We start from the raw sequence: 17,997 nt of genomic DNA, 5'->3' as shown, positions 1-17,997 counted from the left end.
TTATTCGGTAATGGTGACAGCGGCGCCCACTGGCACCTGATCGAAGACGCGAATCATATCCGCATTGCGCATGCGTATGCAGCCATGGGATGCAGGCGTGCCCATGGGCTCACTGTCCGGTGTGCCGTGAATATAAATAAAGCGCCGGAAACTATCCACGTCACCACCCAGATTGTGACCGGGTTCCATGCCCCCCAGCCAGAGAATACGGGTGAGCACCCAATCGCGCTGGGGATGCTCACGGACTTTGGCAGTATCGCAGATTTCGCCGGCGAATTTGCGCCCGCTGAACACCGCACCTTCCGGCAGACCCTCACCGAAACGGGCCCGCACCAGATGCTGACCCAGCGGTGTGGCTTCGCTGCCCATGGCCTGTCCTGCCCCATTGCGGGCAGTGGACACGGGAAAACGCTCGGTGCGCTCACCGCGCAGTTCCAGCCATTGTTCAGAGAGGTTGATGATCAGTTCCATACCATCCTTTTGTAGGCGCTATGCGTGCAGGGCGAAAAACCGTTTGGCCGCAGGAATGAGCCAGTTAGAACATTACCTTCGCTACGCTCAGTTCGCCATGCAAGCATAGCTCCTACAGAAAAGCGGGTTATTCCGGCACATCCGCCTGGATGCCGCCGACCAGAAACGGCAGCAGCCGCCGGGTGATATCCGCGGTGCTCACATCCAGGTCGAAATCGGCCTTGCTGATGGCCTGCAGGGACTGCATGCCGGACAGGGTAAAGATCACGGCGCCCAGGCTGAATTGAACACGCCAGAACAGCTCCATGGGCGGTACGCTCGGCACCGCTCGCTGCAAGTGCTCCTGCAGGCGTTTAAAGACAGCGCCGTAGTGTTTGTGCAGGTAGTCACGCAAGTGCCCCTGAGGCTGACTGTAGGCCTGCCCGGAGAGACGAAAGAAGATGGCCGCGCGCTGGGGGTCTTCCGGGTGGGTCCCCAGGGCCAGACGAAACACGATGCCGAGCACATTTTCCGGCGTATCCGGAGTGCCGGTCGCTTCCATTTCATCCAGCTTAGCACCGAGCGCCGCACTGAACGGCGTCAGAAAGCGTTCGAATACCGCCTGTATCAGCGCTTCCTTGGAACCGAAATGGTAATTCACCGCGGCCAGGTTTACCCCGGCCTTGCTGGTTATGGCACGCAGACTGGTCTCCGCAAAGCCCTTCTGGGCAAACAATACCTCTGCGGTATCCAGAATCCGGTCTACCGTACCCGCCTGTGCCATGCGCCCTGCCCTGTGTTCAAAACATACGTTTCAAACATACGTTTGGGTCTGTAGGGGGTCAAGGGATGATTCCATAGGCCCACTGTAGGAGCGTCGCTGGCGGCGCGATTCCATAGATCAGGCTACCGCGCCGCCAGCGACGTTATTTACTGCGCTCACCTTCGGGCCAACCTGCGGTCGTTGCTACGCTCCTACGGAAAGCTTAGAAGTAATACACCACTTCCGCCTGGATGAAATCCGAACGACTGACCGGGCTCAGGCCCGGATTTTCCGCCCTGCCCTGCAGGGCTGACAGGTACAGCTGCGAGGCCGAGAGAGGCTTCGCGGTATCGGTGTAAAAACGGGCCTCCAGGCTGGCCTTGAGGTTATTGCCGAAGCGGCGGCTGGATTCCAGATTGATGGCCTTCTCGTCATTCTCCAGATCGTAGATCACACCGGCGAGAATCTCCGTGGAGGCCACATCGTTGAAGGTGAACCGGGTCGCCAACAGTACATCGTCCTGAAAAGGCGACGCCAGCAACGCATCCCGGTCTTCCCACAGGTATTCGAGCAACCAGCCCAGGTCCGCGGCACTGTCGAAAACGCCCACCTGGGTATACTCGAAGCCGCCGTCCAGGGCGCTGAAGCGATCGCCTTGGCCAGAGCGAGTGATGGCCTCCAGCTTCCACAGCCAGCCGCTGTTCAGGTACTGCAGCTCCAGACCAGTCTGATCAATCACGTTATACAACGGTACCAGTTGCGGATCGCTGCCGGCAGGCAGGCTGCCGGTGAGCAGCAGAGCCTGCAGCTCTTGAGGGCTAAGCGCTTCGGGAAGCAACAATGGCTCGCGGCTGGTGCCGGAGAAATGTGACAGGGCCAGCTGCAGGCCATTGTTGAAATACTGCTGGTAGCGAAATCCCACATCCACGCGCTTGTCTTCGGCGCCGGATTCGTAACGCGCATCGTCGGACACCGGCAACGGTGTACGCGGTCTGCCCTCTTCGCCGGCGTAGGTACGCTCACGAAATCCGGGTAGCACGAACAGGTCGACAATACCCCAGTCACGTACCGTAGACAGGTTCAGCATGGGCTGGCCGAGCTTTTCCTCGCCATCCACCTGGTCCACCAGGTCGGTCTGGTTGATGATATCCACCAGGTGACGCCCTTCCGTGACGCCCCAGAACACCCTGCGAATCCCTACCCGGGATTCCCAGCCGCTACCCACGTGGATCCAGGACAGCTCACGGATATCCACATGGGTCCGCTCGCTATCGTTTTCGTCAACCCGGGCGTAGGGAATAAAAATGAACTGATCGTCCCGGTTGTTCCACTCGTGAAAGACCTCGCCTTTCAGATACACGGAGCCATTAGTGGAATAGTCCGCCGCCTGGTAAGGGGAATCCTGGGTGAAATAACGTCCCTCCAGCCCGGTTTCGCCACGAAACTCCCAGCCGATGGCCAGGGTGGGCAGCACCAGCAGTGCCACCAGCGTTTGTCGCAACAGCATGATCAACGGGCCCGTTTCAGGCTGTTCTGGTTGAAGTCCGCTTCGCTCAGACCCGTGTCATAGCGATAGTTGCTCCAGAACAGGTCCGTGGCCTTGCCGGTCTGGTGATTGACCATGGCCATCTTGCCGGGCTGCCAGAATTTTTCCTGGTACTGGGCAAAGTCACTCATGGTCAGGGTTTTCAGGCGGGATTCCTTGCGGTCGTAGTAGTCCACCTTCCAGGTACGGTATTCCTGCTGGTCGATCCAGGCGACCTGCTTGGTGTAGCCGGAATTCTCATCGGTGGGATACCGCTCCATGACAAAACAGGTCAGCTCGCCGCAGGGCTCGTCGCGCAGGTATTTGTAGGTGTATTTCTCCACTTCCTGGCCACGCATGTCCTCGAAACTGAATTCGCTGCCCATGAAGGGGCCGGACTTGTTGCGCGAGGCGATGGTCTTCACCCGGCGCAGGGCCGGAAGATACAGCCACTGATCATCATCACCGGTCTTGTAGCTGTAGGTGAGCAAGGCAGTACCACGCACATCGCGGGGGGTATCGAAAATGGTCAGGCTCTTGTCACCCTCCTCACCCGTTCCTTCCAGGGTGCTGACCCGCAGCTCCCGCTCCGAGGTATCACCACGCTGGGTGATCAGCACCATGCGCATATCCGCCTGGAAGTCACCAAACCCCGCCCCGCGACGATCCGCTTCACGGGCAATTTCCAGCCCTTTCTCTTCCGACGTCTGGGCATGGAGAACAGGAACGGCACAGGCCAAAGCCAGGCCGGCCAGCAGCAGGCGAACTTTCATGGTGAACCTCGATTTGGTTATTTTGTTGATCACACCGTTGTGGGTAACAGTGTGTTTACCATGATAAAGAGGATAGCGGAAAGTGCGATGCCAAAGAGGCCAAAAGTCAGTTAACAGTTAATAGTGAACAGTTAACAGCTACGCGAATTGCGACAGTTTTTGCTTTTAACGCATGAGGCCGCGTCCACAGAATGGGCGCGGCCTCATGCGTTTGAAATTAAACCATTGCTCAGCGCGCGAGCTGTTAACTGTTCACTATTAACTGTTAACTGCTTTCACCACTCTTCCAGATACCCCACACAATGCTCCACCAGCTCACTGACCCGCTGAATGGCATTGTTGAGGCGTTCCAGGTCGCCTTCTGCCAGGGGGGCGTAGCGGTCTTCGGCCATCAGGTTGAGGGCGTTGGCGTCGCTGGGCGGGGTTGGCCGGCGGGCCAGGCCGGCGGCGCCCATGGCGTTCTGCATTTCCCCGTCCAGCCAGGCGATCAGGTCCGCGCGGTCGGCCAGGGCCTGGCCGAGGATGGCCATTTCCGGGGCTTCCACTTCAGAATCACGAAACGCCTGAACCAGGGCCGCCAGGCTGAACAAATGGTCGGCACCGGCTACCTGATAGGTGCTGGCAGACTGGCGAGCCAGACCGACCAGGGCCGAATAGAGGTGAAATACCACGGCACCACGCAGGGCCAGGCGTACCGCAGGCACCGCGTCGGCCTGTTCGCGGGTGAGCTGACGTAGCAGGGCCTGAGCAAAGTAGATCCGCTCGCGCAGACCACTAACGGCATTTTCTCGGACCATTCGGGACATGAGAGGACTCGCAGAAACGATGGGTATAACGGATTAACCTGACCGTAGGAGCTATGCTCGCATGGTGAAAACCGGGGTCTTCGCGAGCAGGTTCGCTATGCGAGCATAGCTCCAACAAGTAAAGCGGTCAGGATTTCTTGGCAGCGGCCTTTTTCTTGGCCGGGGCCTTCTTCTTGGCAGCCGCTTTCTTCTTCGCGGGCGCCTTCTTCTTGGTCTGTTCCTCGATCCACTTGCCATCCCGATAGAAGGCCATCCAGCCGGTGGCCTTGCCGTCGATCTCGCTCATCACGTACTGCTCTTTGGCCTTGCGGCTGTAGCGCAGCACCCCGGGATTGCCTTCCGGGTCTTTCGCTGGCGCCTCGGCCAGGTACTTGTGCTTGGGATCGAGTTGCTCGGCAACACTCTGGATTTCCAGAATCAACGGTGGCCGGGTTTCCCGGTTTTTCGGGAATTTGCTGGCGGCCAGGAACAGACCGGAAGCACCGTCACGCAGCAGATAGTGGTCGTCATCGTATTTTTCGCACTTGAGGTGCGGCATGGGAATCGGGTCCGCCCGCGGCGGTGCTGGCTCGCCGCTCTTGAGCAATTTGCGCGTATTACCGCACTCTTCGTTGGTGCACTTGAAGAATTTACCAAAGCGGCCGGTGCGCAACTGCATCTCGTTGCTACATTTTTCGCACTCCAGTACCGGTCCATCGTAGCCCTTGATACGGAACTCGCCCTTCTCGATCACATAGCCATCACAATCCGGGTTGTTACCGCAGATGTGCAGCTTGCGCTTTTCATCGATCAGGTAGTTTTCCATGGCGGTGCCGCACTTCTGGCAACGCTTCTTGTTACGCAGTTCCTTGGCTTCCGCTTCCTCATCATCGGCATTCACCGATTCCGCTTCTTCGCCCGGCAGCAGATTCAGGGTGGCGGTGCAACGCTCCTTGGGCGGCAGGCTGTAACCTGAGCAGCCCAGGAAAACCCCGGTGGAGCCAGTGCGTATCTGCATGGGCCGACCACACTTGGGGCACTCAATATCGGTATCGGTGGGCAGGTTGGCGCGCATGCCGCCGATGGCCTGCTTGCCACTACCCTCGCCCTGGGCGGCTTCCAGTTTGCCCACGAAATCGCGATAGAAATCGTCGAGCACATCCTGCCAGTTGCGGCGGCCCTCGGCGATTTCATCCAGGGTTTCTTCCATCCGGGCGGTAAAGCTGTAATCCATCAGATTGGGGAAGCTTTCCGTCAGCCGGTCAGTGACGATATCGCCCATCTTTTCCGCATAGAAACGGCGGTTATCCTGGCGTACATAACCACGATCCTGAATGGTGGAAATGATCGCCGCATAGGTAGATGGGCGGCCAATGCCACGCTTTTCCAGTTCTTTCACCAGGCTGGCTTCAGTGAAACGGGCCGGCGGCTTGGTGAAGTGCTGATCGATGTCCACCTGGTCGATGGTCAGGGTGTCGCCTTCTTTCACATCCGGCAGCAGGGTATCTTCCTGGCCCTTGCGTGAGGCCGGCGGCTGGATGCGGGTCCAACCGTCAAATTTCATGATGCGACCCTTGGCCTTCAGCTCGTAGTCATTGCCGGTGGCGGTGAGCGTGGAGCTCAGGTATTCCGCCGGCGGCATCTGACAGGCAATGAACTGACGGCGAATCAGCTCATACAGACGCTGAGCATCACGCTCCATATCCTTGAGAGAATCGGAAGTGCGGCGCACATCGGAGGGGCGAATCGCTTCGTGAGCTTCCTGAGCGCCTTCCTTGCTGCTGTAGGACAGCGGCTTCTCGGGCAGGTATTTGTCACCCAGCTTCTCGCCAATCCATTCCCGGCAGGCGGCAACCGCATCACTGCTCAGGTTGGTGGAATCGGTACGCATATAGGTGATATGGCCGGCCTCATAAAGGCGCTGGGCCATCATCATGGTCTTCTTCACCCCGAAACCCAGGCGGGTGCTGGCTGCCTGCTGCAGGGTGGAAGTAATAAAGGGAGCGGAAGGCTTGGAACGGGTGGGCCGCTGCTCGCGCTGGCTGATGGTGAGCGTGCCGGCCTGCTGCAACGCCCGGCGGTGCTGCTCCGCGTCGTCACCATTGTCCGGGCGGAAGTTCACGCCCTTGTGTTTGGCCACTTCCAGACGCAGGGCTTCGCCCTTGTCGCTGTGGGTATCGCTGTGCATCTCCCAGAACTCTTCCGGGATAAAGGCACGGATTTCCCGCTCGCGCTCCACCACCAGCTCCACGGCCACGGATTGCACCCGGCCAGCGGACAGGCCACGGGCGATCTTCTCCCACAGCAGCGGGGAGATCATGAAGCCCACCACCCGATCCAGGAAACGGCGGGCCTGCTGGGCTTCCACCCGGCTCAGGTCCAGCTTGCCGGGCTGCTCGAAGGCGGCCTGGATGGCTTTCTTGGTAATTTCGTTGAACACCACCCGATCAAAGCGGGTATCGTCGCCACCGATCACTTCCCGCAGGTGCCAGGCAATGGCCTCCCCTTCGCGGTCCAAATCCGTTGCGAGATAGATGCGGTCGGCTTTGGCGGCAAGACGTTTGAGTTCATCAATCACCTTTTCCTTGCCGGGAAGAATCTCGTAATGGGCCTTCCAGCCGTGTTCCGGGTCCACGCCCATGCGGTTGATCAACTGGGCCTTGGCCTTCTTCTTTTTATAGGCCTCGCGCTCTTCCTTGGGCAGGGAGCGGGTGTAGGCCGCTTCCTTGGCGCGCTCCTGAGGGGTGCTCTTCTTGGAGCCACCACTGACCGGCAGATCGCGTACGTGGCCGACACTGGACTTCACTACGAAGTCGTCGCCCAGGTAGCGGTTGATGGTCTTGGCCTTGGCAGGCGACTCCACAATAACAAGAGTTTTTCCCATTCTCAGGTTCTCAATGGCGGCGGTTTGTTGAACAGAGCGCACCAACTACAGTGCCCCGATATGGCGGTCACACAGGCGGCGCCAGTCTTCTTCGGGCGCTATTTAGACAGCGCCGGTATGGCCGGGTCAAGCTCTGCTGTCACCGACCGTCCTTTTTTAGTAGTAGACCAGAGAGAGGGTCCCCGGCAACCCTCCCAGTGAGAAACAGGTTCTGGCAAGCCACCCAAAGAGCGTTATACTGCGGGAAAGACACCGTTTCAGGGAGAGAACCGTGCCCAGTCCCTATCGCCGAATTCTGGTCGCCATTGATTGCAGTGATGAGTCTGCCCAGGTGTTGTCCCGGGCCGCCGGGGTACTCTCAGGCAATGATGGTGAACTGCATCTGATCCATGTGATCGAGCCCCTGGCCCTGGCCTATGGTGCCGATGTGCCCATGGATGTGACCGATCTGCAAAGTGGCCTGATGACACAGGCCCGGGAAACCGCCGACACCTATGCCGGCCGGTATCAGATACCCGCCGATAATGTCCATGTGGAGCTGGGTTCCATCGAGAAGACCATCCTTGATCAGGCAGACAAGCTGGACGCCGATCTGATCGTGGTCGGCAGCCACACCCGCAGCGGCCTGGCCCTGCTACTGGGCTCTACCGCCCGCGGCCTGGTACCGGGGGCGCATTGCGATGTGTTGGCGGTGAAAGTGGATCAGAAAGGCAGTTAATAGTTAACAGTGAATAGTTAATAGCGCGCGTGCCGGCGCATCCCTGACTGAAACGTAAGAGGCCGCGTCCATCCCCTGGACGCGGCCTCTTGCGTTCACAAAACAGAAAACCTGTTCCGCGAAACTGTTCACTATTCACTGTTAACTATTAACTGCCTTCACGTTAGCTGCAACGCCCCCGTCCCTTCCGCTCCCTCTTCGTTCCAGCGACATAGCAGCTCCGCCAGGCCCTGGGCCTGCACCTTGAGGGCGGCCAGTTCTTCGCGGCTGCCTTTTTCGCCATGGAAAACCGGAAGTTTGCGCATAGACTGAACCAGTTCATGATCTGGCGACTGCATACGTTTGACTTCCAGGGTCCAGCGGATGTGATGAACGATCATGTGAAAGAACGCCAGCCGGGTGGTCAACGAATAAGGGCTGTCATCCTCATTGAATTCATTGAAATCCAGGCTCACCAATACCGCTTCACGGGCAGTCTCTGACACCTTGATAGTGGCGCTGCGCGGGGTGCCGAGCAACATGGAAAGGGTGCCAAAAACTTCCCCCGGCGATACGTAATAAAGCGGCGCTTCGCCGGTGGTATCAGACAGCACTTCAAGCTGCCCTCGCAGCAGGAAATACAGGGTGGAATCCACATCCCCGGCACGAATCACAGTATCACCGGAACCGGCTACCCAAAGGCGGGTATTGTGCTCAAGCTGGGCAAATTCGCTTTGATCGTCACGGGCAATTTCATTGAAAAACGGAACACCGGATAACAGCTGCCGGATCCGTTGTTGGCCGAAGTCATTATTATTGGCCTGCTCCATCTACTATCCCCAGGTCTGATGGAATTATTATCGAAGAGCCTGCCTGCAGGGCGAATCAACACAAAGACCCGCAACCATCCAGACGCTCCTTGCATTATGCTAGTGCCACCGCAGTCACAGGGCAACGATATCCTCCCGAAAGCGATGAAATTCAGCCCACCACAACTGTTCAAATAGCACTGTTCATATTATCAGTACCTATGCTAGCATCGGTTTTGTAGCACTGTTTGTCAGCCTTGGCTGACAGCCTGGTTAGCCAGAAGCGTCGATGACGCCCGGGTATGGAACCGAAATCCTGCGGGAAACATGGAGAAGGTTATGAGCAGCAAACTCACCGATCGCCAGCAACAGGTGCTGGACTGTATCCGCGAATGTATCGCCGATACCGGTATGGCACCCACTCGCGCGGAAATTGCCGACATCATGGGCTTTCAGTCCAAAAATGCCGCCTCTGACCATTTGCGAGCCCTGGAACGCAAGGGCTTTATCAAACTCCACAGTGACCGCTCCCGGGGCATTCAATTGCTCGACAATGCTTACTGGTCGGAAGAAGAATTACCGATAGTCGGCAAAGTGGCCGCAGGGGTCCCCATTGAGGCCATCGAAAATGTGGAACGCACCGTGCCGGTGCCCCAGGGTCTGTTCAAGCAACGCCCTACTTACCTGTTGAAGGTACAGGGCGACAGCATGATCGAAGCAGGCATCTTTGATGGCGACCTGATTGCCGTGCGCAAATCCAACGTGGCACGCTCCGGAGAGATCGTGGTTGCCCGCATTGACGAAGAAGTCACAGTGAAGACCCTAAAGTTGAATAAATCCAGCGCCACCCTGTTACCGGCTAATGAAGCTTATGAGCCCATCAAGGTGCCGGCTGATCAACTGATCATCGAGGGGATTTTCGTGGGGTTGATCCGTGATCCGAATTCTTACTAGTGCCATTCTGCTATTTATGAGTGTTGCCGCCATGTCCGATACGCATCTGCTCGCTCCCTGCCCGGATTCGCCCAACTGCGTCTCCAGCCTGGCCAAAGACGAAGATCGCCGGGTAGCGCCTCTGCAAGTAGCAAAAACTCGCAAGGCCAGCATGACTCGTCTACAGGCTCTGCTGCGGCAGCTTGACCGCGTCGAGTTCGATGTGGTCGGCCAGTCCCGTATTCAGGCCCGCTTCTCCAGCCGACTGCTGCGTTTCGTGGATGATGTGACCTTCTATATTCGTGAAGACGGCGTGGTAGAGGTTCGTTCCGCATCGCGAGTGGGCTACTGGGATTTAGGTGCCAACCGTCGTCGGGTAGAATCCCTGCGCGAACAACTGGCGGAGCAGGCCCCTGATGAAAGAACCTCACACTACTCACTGCAAGACCGACATTCCCCATTGGGCTGATATCGGCGTCAATCTGACCGACAAGCAGTTCCGGGATGATCAGGATGAGGTACTCGAACGGGCCCGTTCTGCCGGGGTGACCTGGCAACTACTGACCGGCACCAATGTGGACGAATCCCGCCTGGCCATGGAGCTGGCCAGCCAGCACGATGACCTGTTTTCCACTGCCGGCCTGCATCCCCATAGCGCCCGTTTCTACTCCCCTGCCCTGGAAAAGGAGCTACGGGAATTGCTAACCCAGAAATCCGTAAAAGCCGCCGGCGAAATGGGGCTGGATTTCAATCGTGACTTTTCCCCACGCCCGGACCAGGAACGTGCCTTCGAGGCCCAGCTCGCCCTGGCTGTGGAATACCGGCTACCGGTGTTTCTCCACGAACGCGATGCCCACGAGCGCTTTGCACCCATTCTGAAAGCCCACCGGGATCACCTTGTCGGTGCGGTCGTACACTGCTTTACCGGCTCGCGTCAGGCGCTTTTCGATTATCTGGATCTGGATTGCCACATCGGCATCACCGGCTGGGTGTGCGATGAGCGCCGCGGCAAGCCGCTGGCCGAGCTGGTGCACAATATCCCGGATAACCGGCTGTTGCTGGAAACCGATGCCCCCTATCTGTTGCCCCGCGACCTGCCGGAACCCCCTCCGAAAAAACGGCGCAATGAACCTTCATTGCTACCCTGGATTGGCAAACGGGTGGCGACTTTGCGGGAGCAGGATGTGGCCAGCGTAGCGCAGTTGACCTCTGCCAATGCCCGAGCGCTGTTTACACCTAACCTCTGACTCCAGGCATCCAGGATCCCATTCTTTGTTGTGGGAGGCCCCCAATCCGACGGCTTGGGCCTGGCAACGTTTCAGCTCTGGCTTCGCCAGTGAAAGCGCACCCGAAGGGGCGGGATCACCTCCCCTTCGGGCTGGCCAACCATTTCCGCATGGGCGGAATGATGCAGCAGATGTGCCGTGCCAGTGGACAGGGTCTGGAGCTGGTTATTGGCATGCTCCGGGCCATTAAAGCGCATAATTTTGCCGCTGTCGTCGGCCACCCAGTACCAGGTATCGCCGAAGCGGACCTTGACCGTGCACACCGACAGGCAGGCCGAGAAAATCTCGACTTCATCGGCCTTGCGCTTGTGCAGTTTTTTGGGGCTTATCGTTTCCATGGCAACAATGATGATCTTGCCGCTGTGAAGCCTGCATCAATCAGCCTGCCAGAAACTGCTGTACATCCAGCAGACTGAATGGCCAGCCCAGCTCCCGCCCCTCTTTCATCAGCACGGGAATGCGTTCGCCATAGCGAGCCAGCAGATCATCGTCCTCGGCCACATCAACCAGTGTCAGCGTGAGATCCGGTGCCACAGTGGACACCAGCTCACGGGCCTGATCGCAGAGGTGGCAGCCCACCGTGGTGTAAAGCACTACGCTCATCAGTCCTCCACATGCCGAATGGCATAGCAGACATGAATCCTGTCATTCCGGCGAAAATCTTCCGGGATGCTCCAGCGGGAAATATCATCTACCTGATACCACTTGCTGATACTCGGGTCGAGTTCAAAACGGCGGTAGTTGCAGGAGAAATACAGTACCCCGCCCGGCTCGAGCCGGCGCATGATCTTGCGGATCAACTCACCATGGTGCTCTTCCACCACGAAGTCACTGCGCGACTTGTTGTTGGAAAAAGTGGGCGGATCACAGAACACCAGATCGAACTGCTCCTGACATTCGTCCAGCCAGCGCATGGTATCAGCGCGGACCAGCTCATGCTGGTCAGTGGAAAAGCCGTTGGCGGCCAGGTTGCAGGCCGCCCATTCCAGATAACGCTTGGAGGCATCCACGGTGACAGTGCGTTTGGCGCCGCCAACAGCCGCATGCACGGTGGCTGAGCCGGTGTAGGCAAACAGGTTGAGGAAGCGCTTGCCACCGGCTTCCTCGGCAATCTTCAGCCGCGTGGGACGGTGATCGAGGAACAGTCCCGTATCCAGATAGTCCTGCAAGTTGATGAGCAGCTGGGCCTGGCCTTCGCGCACCAGCCGGTAACGCCCCTGGCCATCCAGCTTCTGATACTGCTGGTTGCCTTTCTGGCGCTCCCGGGTACGCAGGTGCACCTGTTCGCGATGCACCCCCAAGGCCGCCCGGACAGCGGTGACCGCCAGATCCCGTCGCTGTTTGGCCTTCTCCGGGTCCACGGTTTTCGGCGCCTTGAATTCCTGCACCAGCACCTGGTCACCATAGATGTCCACGGCCACATTGAACTCGGGCAGGTCTCGATCGTAGAGGCGATAGCACTGGATATCTTCGCGTTCCAGCCAGCGGCGCAGGTGTTTGCCATTCTTGCGCAGGCGGTTGACCAGCGGCTGCGCCCCTTCCGGCACCTCAAAGGCGGATGACTCGGCGATGGTCACCACCTCCACCGGCGCCGGCTGGCGAGAGTGATACAGGCGAATGAAGTTGTTGAACGGCCCGTTTTTCAGTCGCCACTGGCTCTGCAGGTCCATGCCGGAGCGATCCATGACTTCCGCGTCAGCGCCAAGCAACACCGCTTGCCAGTTCGGCGCCAGTTTGGCCAGCAACCGGCCCAGGGCGAAATGCAGCCAGCCGGCCTGTTGCTGCTCGTCAAGACGCTCGCCCCAGGGCGGGTTCGCTACCAGCAAGCCCTGCTCGGCAAAATCCCGGGAACGCAGAGCGCCCAGTTCCCGGCGTTCGAAATGAATGACCTGACGCACCCCCGCCCGATCGGCATTCTGCTGGGCCAGCTGGATCGCCCGGCCATCCACATCAAATCCCTTCAGGGACATCTCCGGCAGCGGCTGGCGTGCGCTTTCGGCAGCCTCTTCCATGGCATCCTGCCAGAGCTGACGGCGACACGCCCGCCACTGCTGGAAGCCATAATGCTGGCGCTGGGCACCCGCCGCCCAGCCGGCAGCGATCTGTGCGGCTTCTATCAACAGGGTGCCGGAGCCGCAGAACGGGTCCATTAGCGCTGCCGGATGATTGCCCTGGCGCCAACCGGCGGCCCACAACATGGCGGCGGCCAGGGTCTCGCGCAGAGGCGCCCGACCGCCGGCCAACCGATAACCACGCCGATGCAAGGGATCGCCAGCCAGATCCAGCCACAGATGCGCCTCATTGGGATCCAGCCGGGCCCGGATACAGCAACTGCCACGGGCATCCCGGGATACCGTGAATTGTGGCGGCAGAGCCTGAATAAAGCGCTTGCTGCTGATGCGGTTATCCCCACGAACACCCGGTCCGTGCTCAAGATGGATATGCAGCGGCGCATCATTGCCCACCAAGGACAGCCAGTCCTGGCTGGCGGCCAGCTTTTCCGGTGCGATGTCCGGGGTGACGCCAAGGGTCGCCAGGGACAACAGCACCCGTTCTGCCAACCGCGACCACAGACAGACCCGAAGTGCATCCGCGGTACCGCCGGTAAATGCCACATGGGCACGGCCGGTTTCTGTTACCGATATGCCCAGTGACGACAGTTCATCGGCCAGCAACTCGGCGATACCGGGCATGCTGGTGGCCACAAATTCCATTACTGATACCTCGTAAGTGACTGTTTTATGCGTAACGATAAAATTAAGTATTTAACTTTCAATGCGTTACACAAATCGTCGTCAAGTTGTCCTTTATACGTCATATGCTTAACAGGCACGAACCATATTGCTACATGATATTCGACACTACCCCAGCGCTTTCCCATACTGAATGTGTCGACCCCGATAACTGGCCTTGTTCTCTGCCAGGGGTCATTTTCAATACCGCTATCTGTGAAAGGGAAAGCGTCTATGAAGCGACAAAAAAGAAACAAAGACGACCGCGCCTACAGCCGGGGATACAACGCCGGCCTGGATGGAAAATCTCGTGAGGAATGCCCGTTTGGCGCCCTCAGTGCTCGCACCAACTGGATGGGCGGCTGGCGCGAAGGTCGCACCGATTTCGCACATGGAATGCTCGGGGTCTCCAGCATTCAGAACCTGAAAAATATCGGCTAACACCTGAAACCCGTTCAACACCACGCCGGCGCATCAAACGCCGACTCACAGGGCCCCTCCCGGGCCCTTTTTAATTTCTAGCTTCTAGCTTTGATCGTCCTGCGGACGATGCCGTGCTTCGCACGGTTCGCCATGCAAGCATGGGTTATTCGCTTCGCTCCCCCTTCGGGCCGCACGGGACTACGTGCGTTACTCCGCTACGCTCAGTTCCTACAGCGGCTTCGTAGCAATGACGAAGTCCCGGCAACTTCTCAGCCCTTGCCTATCTAACCCGCGTAGCTCGTAGCTCAGAGAGCTTTGGGCCAAGCGCGGGCAATATCACCAATCAGCCCCGGCCCCTGATAAATCAGGCCACTGTAGATCTGAACCAGATCGGCGCCCAGACGCTGTTTTTCCAGCGCATCGTCGGCGTTATTGATGCCGCCCACCCCGATAATCGGGATTCGTCCTTTCAGGGTTTCGCTCATGGTCGCCAGAGCCTGATTGGCAATGGGTTTCAGGGGGGCGCCGCTGAGGCCGCCCTGCTCATCACCCTTGGGGAGGCCCTGCACCCCTGCCCGTGACAGGGTGGTATTGCCCACACAAACGCCGTCAATGCCGTGCTGCACGAACGCTTCGCCCATGGCCTGCAGCTCTTCTTCGCTGTTGTCCGGAGCAATCTTGATTACCAACGGCACGCGCCGGCGATGCTGCGCGTCCAAACGGGTCTGGGCTTCGCGCAAGGTGCCAAGCAATTCATTCAGCGCATCACCATGCTGGAGGCTACGCAGACCGGGGGTATTCGGTGAGGAAACATTCACCACCAGGTAGGACGCATAGGCGTGGACTTTCTGCTGGCAACTCAGGTAATCCTGAACCGCATCTTCAACAGGAGTGTCCTTGTTCTTGCCGATATTGATACCCAGCACCCCCTTATAGCGGCTCTGTTTAACCGCACCAACCAGATAGTCCACTCCCAGATTGTTGAACCCCATCCGGTTGATCAGCGCCTCGGCGTTGGGCAGACGGAACAGGCGAGGCTTAGGGTTACCCGCCTGCGGACGCGGGGTTACCGTGCCCACCTCGATAAAACCGAAACCCAGATCCGCCAAACCATCTATGCAATCACCATTCTTGTCCAGACCCGCTGCCAAGCCCACCGGATTGGGGAATTCAATACCCATCACCTCCCGTGGGGATGCCGGCACACTGCCCGGCCACAGCTTACCCGACCGCTTGCGAAGCATGGCCAGAGTGAGCTCATGGGCGTGTTCTTCAGACAGGGAAAACAGCAGAGGGCGAGCAAGGGAGTACAGCATGGGACAACCCGGATTGTGATAATGGCCGGCATTATAGCCAAGCTACCCCGTCACTTCGATGTTTTGTGTCGGACAGACCTGGTGAGTAAGAGCCCCTGTAGCCAGGATTGGCGGACACTTCCCCTTGTGAACCCGACTCCTCCCAAGCCGGATTGTTTGCATACCCTGCCTTTACGAACAACAAAAAAAAGCCCGGCAGAGCCGGGCTTGAAAATAACCAACAGAAACCAGCGCGTCAGTTAGCTGTTCTGACGAGCGCGGGCCGCATCAGGCTTGAGCAGGAAGCAGCCCAGAGCGGGCAGCAGCCACAGGGCGCCAATCATGTTCCACAGGAACATGAAGGTCAGCAGGATCCCCATATCCGCCTGGAACTTGATGGAACTGAATGCCCAGAAGATCACGCCCACGGCCAGGGTGATGCCGGTAAAGGCCACCGCCTTGCCTGTGGTCTTGAGGGTTTCCCTGTAGGCAGCTTCCAGATCCATGCCCTGTTTCAGGTAGTGGGCCAGCTTGCTGTAGATATAAATACCGTAATCCACACCGATACCGACACCCAGGGCAATCACCGGTAGTGTTGCCACTTTCACGCCAATACCCAGATGCGCCATCAGTGCCTGACAGAGGATGGAAGTCAGCCCCAGCGGCACGATGATACAAATCACCGCACGAATGGAGCGGAAGGCGATCAGCACCAGAATCGATACCACCGCGTACACCAGGGCGAGCATGGGATACTGGTTGGCCTCGATAGTCTGGTTGGTGGCAGCTTCCACACCGGCATTGCCTGACGCCAGCTTGAACTCGATGACCTCTTCGTTGTTGCGCTTCTCGGCAAAATCGGCCACCGCTGCGGTGACGCGATCCAGAGTTTCTGCCTTGTGGTCATCCAGGAACACATATACCGGTGCCAGGGAACAGTCCAGATTGTAGAGGCTGTCCGGCATGAAGCTCATGACATTGTTGAGCGCGTACTGATCCCGGGAAATGGTGGCCCATTTCAGGGACCCCTCATTCATGTTGGTGGAAATCAGCTTGGTTGCCGACGCAATGGTAACCACATCCTGCACCCCATCCACATTGCGCAGGGTCCATGACAAATCATCCACGGTCTGCATGGCGGGATAAGTGTTACAGGACTCCACCGGCGTCTTGCCCATCACCACCAGCACATCCGCACTGACAGAGTAGTTGGACACCAGGAAATTGACGTCGTGGTTATAGCGATAGCGGGGCTTGGGTTCATAACCGCGCGGGCAATCCATTTCTTCACACGGGTCCGGCCAGAGCTCAGGCGCCCCTTTGTCCAGGTCACCGATTTTCAGATCCTGGCTCATATAGATGCCAACCCCGTAACCGGCCACGGCAATCACAATGGAGAGGGCCGCCAAAGGCTTACGGGTAAAGCGGGCAAACAAGCCGGCCAGCGGGTGATCTTTCTTCTCTCCCGCCTGAATCTTGCGCACTGATGCACCGCTCACGCCCAGGTAGGAAAGCACCATCGGCACTACAATCAGGTTGGTGATGATGATCACCGCCACCCCGATACTGGCCGCCATGGCCAGTTCCCGGATCACACCTACATCGATGATATAGAGCGTCAGGAAACCAATGGCATCTGACACCAGCGCCACCATGCCCGGTACATACAAGGACTGGAAAGTATTACGCGCCGCATCCAGCGGGGTCTGCCCTTCTGCCGCGTAGTTCGCCAGGGTGTTGACGATCTGCACACCATGGGACACCGCAATGGCAAACACCAGGAACGGCACCAGCATGGAATAGGGGTCGATGGTGAAGCCCAGCGTACTGACAATCCCCAACTGCCAGATAACCGCCACAAAAGAGCAGACGGTCACTGTCATTGCACTGCGCAAACAGCGAGTATCAAACAGCAGCAGTACCGCAATCAAAGCCAGAGTGAAGAAGAAGAACATGGCCACTTCTTCTGCTGCGGCCATCACATCCCCGGCTTTTTTGGCCAGGCCGACGATATGAATACGAACGTTGGGGTACTTTTCCTGATAGGTAGCGCGAATCTCTTCCAGACGAGCGGCCAGCACCGGAATATCCACGCCGTTTTCACCCAGTGCATCCAGCAGATGCGCATGCACCACACTGGACTGGAAGTTATCCGCCACCAGACGGCCAACCTGGCCAGACCGAAGCACATTGGTGCGCAGGTCTTCGAGCGTCTCGTCGCTGCCATCGTAGCCGGCAGGAATCACTTCACCACCCTGGAAGCCCTGCTCGGTTACCTCATTCCAGCGTACATTGCTGGTCCAGAGGGAACTGATCTTGCTGGGATCCACACCATCCAGAGCAAACACCTCGTCGGTGATTTCCTTCAGGGCGGTCATGTACTCGGGATTGAAAATGTCGTCACTCTGGGTTTCTGCAACGATGACACGTACATCGTTGCCCAGGCTCATATCATCCTTGTGTTCCAGAAAGTTCTGGATATAAGGGTGACCCAGCGGGACCATCTTTCGGATATCGGTATTAAGCTGAATCTTGCTGGCCTGAAAGCCCAGGAAGACAGTCGCTGCAATAAACAGCAGCAGCACAACGGGACGAATGGAAAACAGCCCGCCGGCAATGGTTTTGGAAATACGACCTGACAT

The 17,997-nt window shown here is 58.2% G+C and carries 17 protein-coding genes; 5 read left to right on the top strand and 12 right to left on the bottom strand.

The features are described from left to right. The 6 genes from ACMG4N_RS09465 to topA all read right to left on the bottom strand — a co-directional run bounded on the left by ACMG4N_RS09465 (position 1) and on the right by topA (position 7,180). Positions 1–471 (bottom strand): L,D-transpeptidase, encoded by a 471-nt coding sequence (locus ACMG4N_RS09465; protein ID WP_297762822.1) that lies wholly within the window; start codon positions 469–471, stop codon positions 1–3. Positions 472–598: 127 nt separating this feature from the next. After that, positions 599–1,234: a TetR/AcrR family transcriptional regulator gene (locus ACMG4N_RS09460; RefSeq protein ID WP_297762820.1), complete on the bottom strand. Its 636-nt coding sequence runs from the start codon at positions 1,232–1,234 to the stop codon at positions 599–601. Between the two features lie 202 nt (positions 1,235–1,436). Further along, positions 1,437–2,720 carry a hypothetical protein gene (locus tag ACMG4N_RS09455; RefSeq protein WP_414431398.1) on the bottom strand — a complete coding sequence of 428 codons (1,284 nt, stop codon included), beginning with the start codon at positions 2,718–2,720 and terminating at the stop codon, positions 1,437–1,439. A gap of 2 nt (positions 2,721–2,722) precedes the next feature. Next, entirely contained in the window at positions 2,723–3,511 is a 789-nt protein-coding gene (locus tag ACMG4N_RS09450; protein ID WP_414431396.1) for an outer membrane lipoprotein-sorting protein, read from the bottom strand. 275 nt (positions 3,512–3,786) lie between these two features. Further along, entirely contained in the window at positions 3,787–4,317 is a 531-nt protein-coding gene (locus ACMG4N_RS09445) for a DUF6586 family protein (RefSeq protein WP_272975633.1), read from the bottom strand. 127 nt (positions 4,318–4,444) lie between these two features. Next, positions 4,445–7,180: a type I DNA topoisomerase gene (topA, locus tag ACMG4N_RS09440; protein ID WP_414431394.1), complete on the bottom strand. Its 2,736-nt coding sequence runs from the start codon at positions 7,178–7,180 to the stop codon at positions 4,445–4,447. Between the two features lie 271 nt (positions 7,181–7,451). Between topA and ACMG4N_RS09435 the strand changes: the two genes are divergently transcribed. After that, positions 7,452–7,898 (top strand): universal stress protein, encoded by a 447-nt coding sequence (locus ACMG4N_RS09435; RefSeq protein ID WP_297762807.1) that lies wholly within the window; start codon positions 7,452–7,454, stop codon positions 7,896–7,898. Between the two features lie 158 nt (positions 7,899–8,056). Here the strand turns inward: ACMG4N_RS09435 and ACMG4N_RS09430 are convergent, their stop codons facing one another. Next, positions 8,057–8,707, bottom strand: a complete 651-nt coding sequence (locus ACMG4N_RS09430; RefSeq protein ID WP_297762804.1) for a cyclic nucleotide-binding domain-containing protein — start codon at positions 8,705–8,707, stop codon at positions 8,057–8,059. A gap of 318 nt (positions 8,708–9,025) precedes the next feature. On the opposite strand from ACMG4N_RS09430, the gene lexA reads away from it, so the two are divergent. Genes lexA through ACMG4N_RS09415 form a run of 3 tightly spaced genes read left to right on the top strand, consistent with a single transcriptional unit; the run spans position 9,026 to position 10,866 of the window. Continuing rightward, entirely contained in the window at positions 9,026–9,640 is a 615-nt protein-coding gene (lexA, locus tag ACMG4N_RS09425; RefSeq protein ID WP_297762801.1) for a transcriptional repressor LexA, read from the top strand. A gap of 31 nt (positions 9,641–9,671) precedes the next feature. Next, on the top strand, positions 9,672–10,088 hold the full coding sequence (locus ACMG4N_RS09420; protein WP_297762798.1) for a DUF1499 domain-containing protein: 417 nt from the start codon (positions 9,672–9,674) through the stop codon (positions 10,086–10,088). Further along, positions 10,036–10,866 carry a TatD family hydrolase gene (locus ACMG4N_RS09415; protein WP_414431391.1) on the top strand — a complete coding sequence of 277 codons (831 nt, stop codon included), beginning with the start codon at positions 10,036–10,038 and terminating at the stop codon, positions 10,864–10,866. The genes ACMG4N_RS09420 and ACMG4N_RS09415 overlap by 53 nt, the downstream gene beginning before the upstream one ends. Before the next feature lie 71 nt (positions 10,867–10,937). Here the strand turns inward: ACMG4N_RS09415 and ACMG4N_RS09410 are convergent, their stop codons facing one another. The 3 genes from ACMG4N_RS09410 to rlmKL are packed head-to-tail and all read right to left on the bottom strand — an operon-like array spanning position 10,938 to position 13,619. Next, positions 10,938–11,243 carry a DUF6482 family protein gene (locus ACMG4N_RS09410; RefSeq protein WP_297762792.1) on the bottom strand — a complete coding sequence of 102 codons (306 nt, stop codon included), beginning with the start codon at positions 11,241–11,243 and terminating at the stop codon, positions 10,938–10,940. A 40-nt stretch (positions 11,244–11,283) separates the two neighbouring features. Then, positions 11,284–11,508 carry a glutaredoxin family protein gene (locus ACMG4N_RS09405; protein ID WP_297762789.1) on the bottom strand — a complete coding sequence of 75 codons (225 nt, stop codon included), beginning with the start codon at positions 11,506–11,508 and terminating at the stop codon, positions 11,284–11,286. After that, positions 11,508–13,619, bottom strand: coding sequence for a bifunctional 23S rRNA (guanine(2069)-N(7))-methyltransferase RlmK/23S rRNA (guanine(2445)-N(2))-methyltransferase RlmL (gene rlmKL / locus ACMG4N_RS09400; RefSeq protein ID WP_414431388.1), 2,112 nt, complete (start codon positions 13,617–13,619; stop codon positions 11,508–11,510). Before rlmKL ends, ACMG4N_RS09405 begins: the two co-directional genes overlap by 1 nt. A 252-nt stretch (positions 13,620–13,871) precedes the next feature. On the opposite strand from rlmKL, the gene rmf reads away from it, so the two are divergent. Then, positions 13,872–14,078, top strand: coding sequence for a ribosome modulation factor (gene rmf, locus ACMG4N_RS09395; RefSeq protein WP_035247144.1), 207 nt, complete (start codon positions 13,872–13,874; stop codon positions 14,076–14,078). Positions 14,079–14,365: 287 nt separating this feature from the next. Here rmf and ACMG4N_RS09390 read toward each other — a convergent pair whose 3' ends face one another. Together ACMG4N_RS09390 and ACMG4N_RS09385 are read right to left on the bottom strand one after the other, a co-directional pair. Next, entirely contained in the window at positions 14,366–15,376 is a 1,011-nt protein-coding gene (locus tag ACMG4N_RS09390) for a quinone-dependent dihydroorotate dehydrogenase (protein ID WP_414431386.1), read from the bottom strand. Positions 15,377–15,615: 239 nt separating this feature from the next. Further along, on the bottom strand, positions 15,616–17,997 hold the full coding sequence (locus ACMG4N_RS09385) for an efflux RND transporter permease subunit (protein WP_297762780.1): 2,382 nt from the start codon (positions 17,995–17,997) through the stop codon (positions 15,616–15,618).

The organism is Alcanivorax sp. IL2, assembly GCF_047495475.1.
Lineage (GTDB): Bacteria > Pseudomonadota > Gammaproteobacteria > Pseudomonadales > Alcanivoracaceae > Alcanivorax.
The sequence above is the reverse complement of the archived record's forward strand: the minus strand, read 5'-3'. Positions and strand labels throughout refer to the sequence as shown.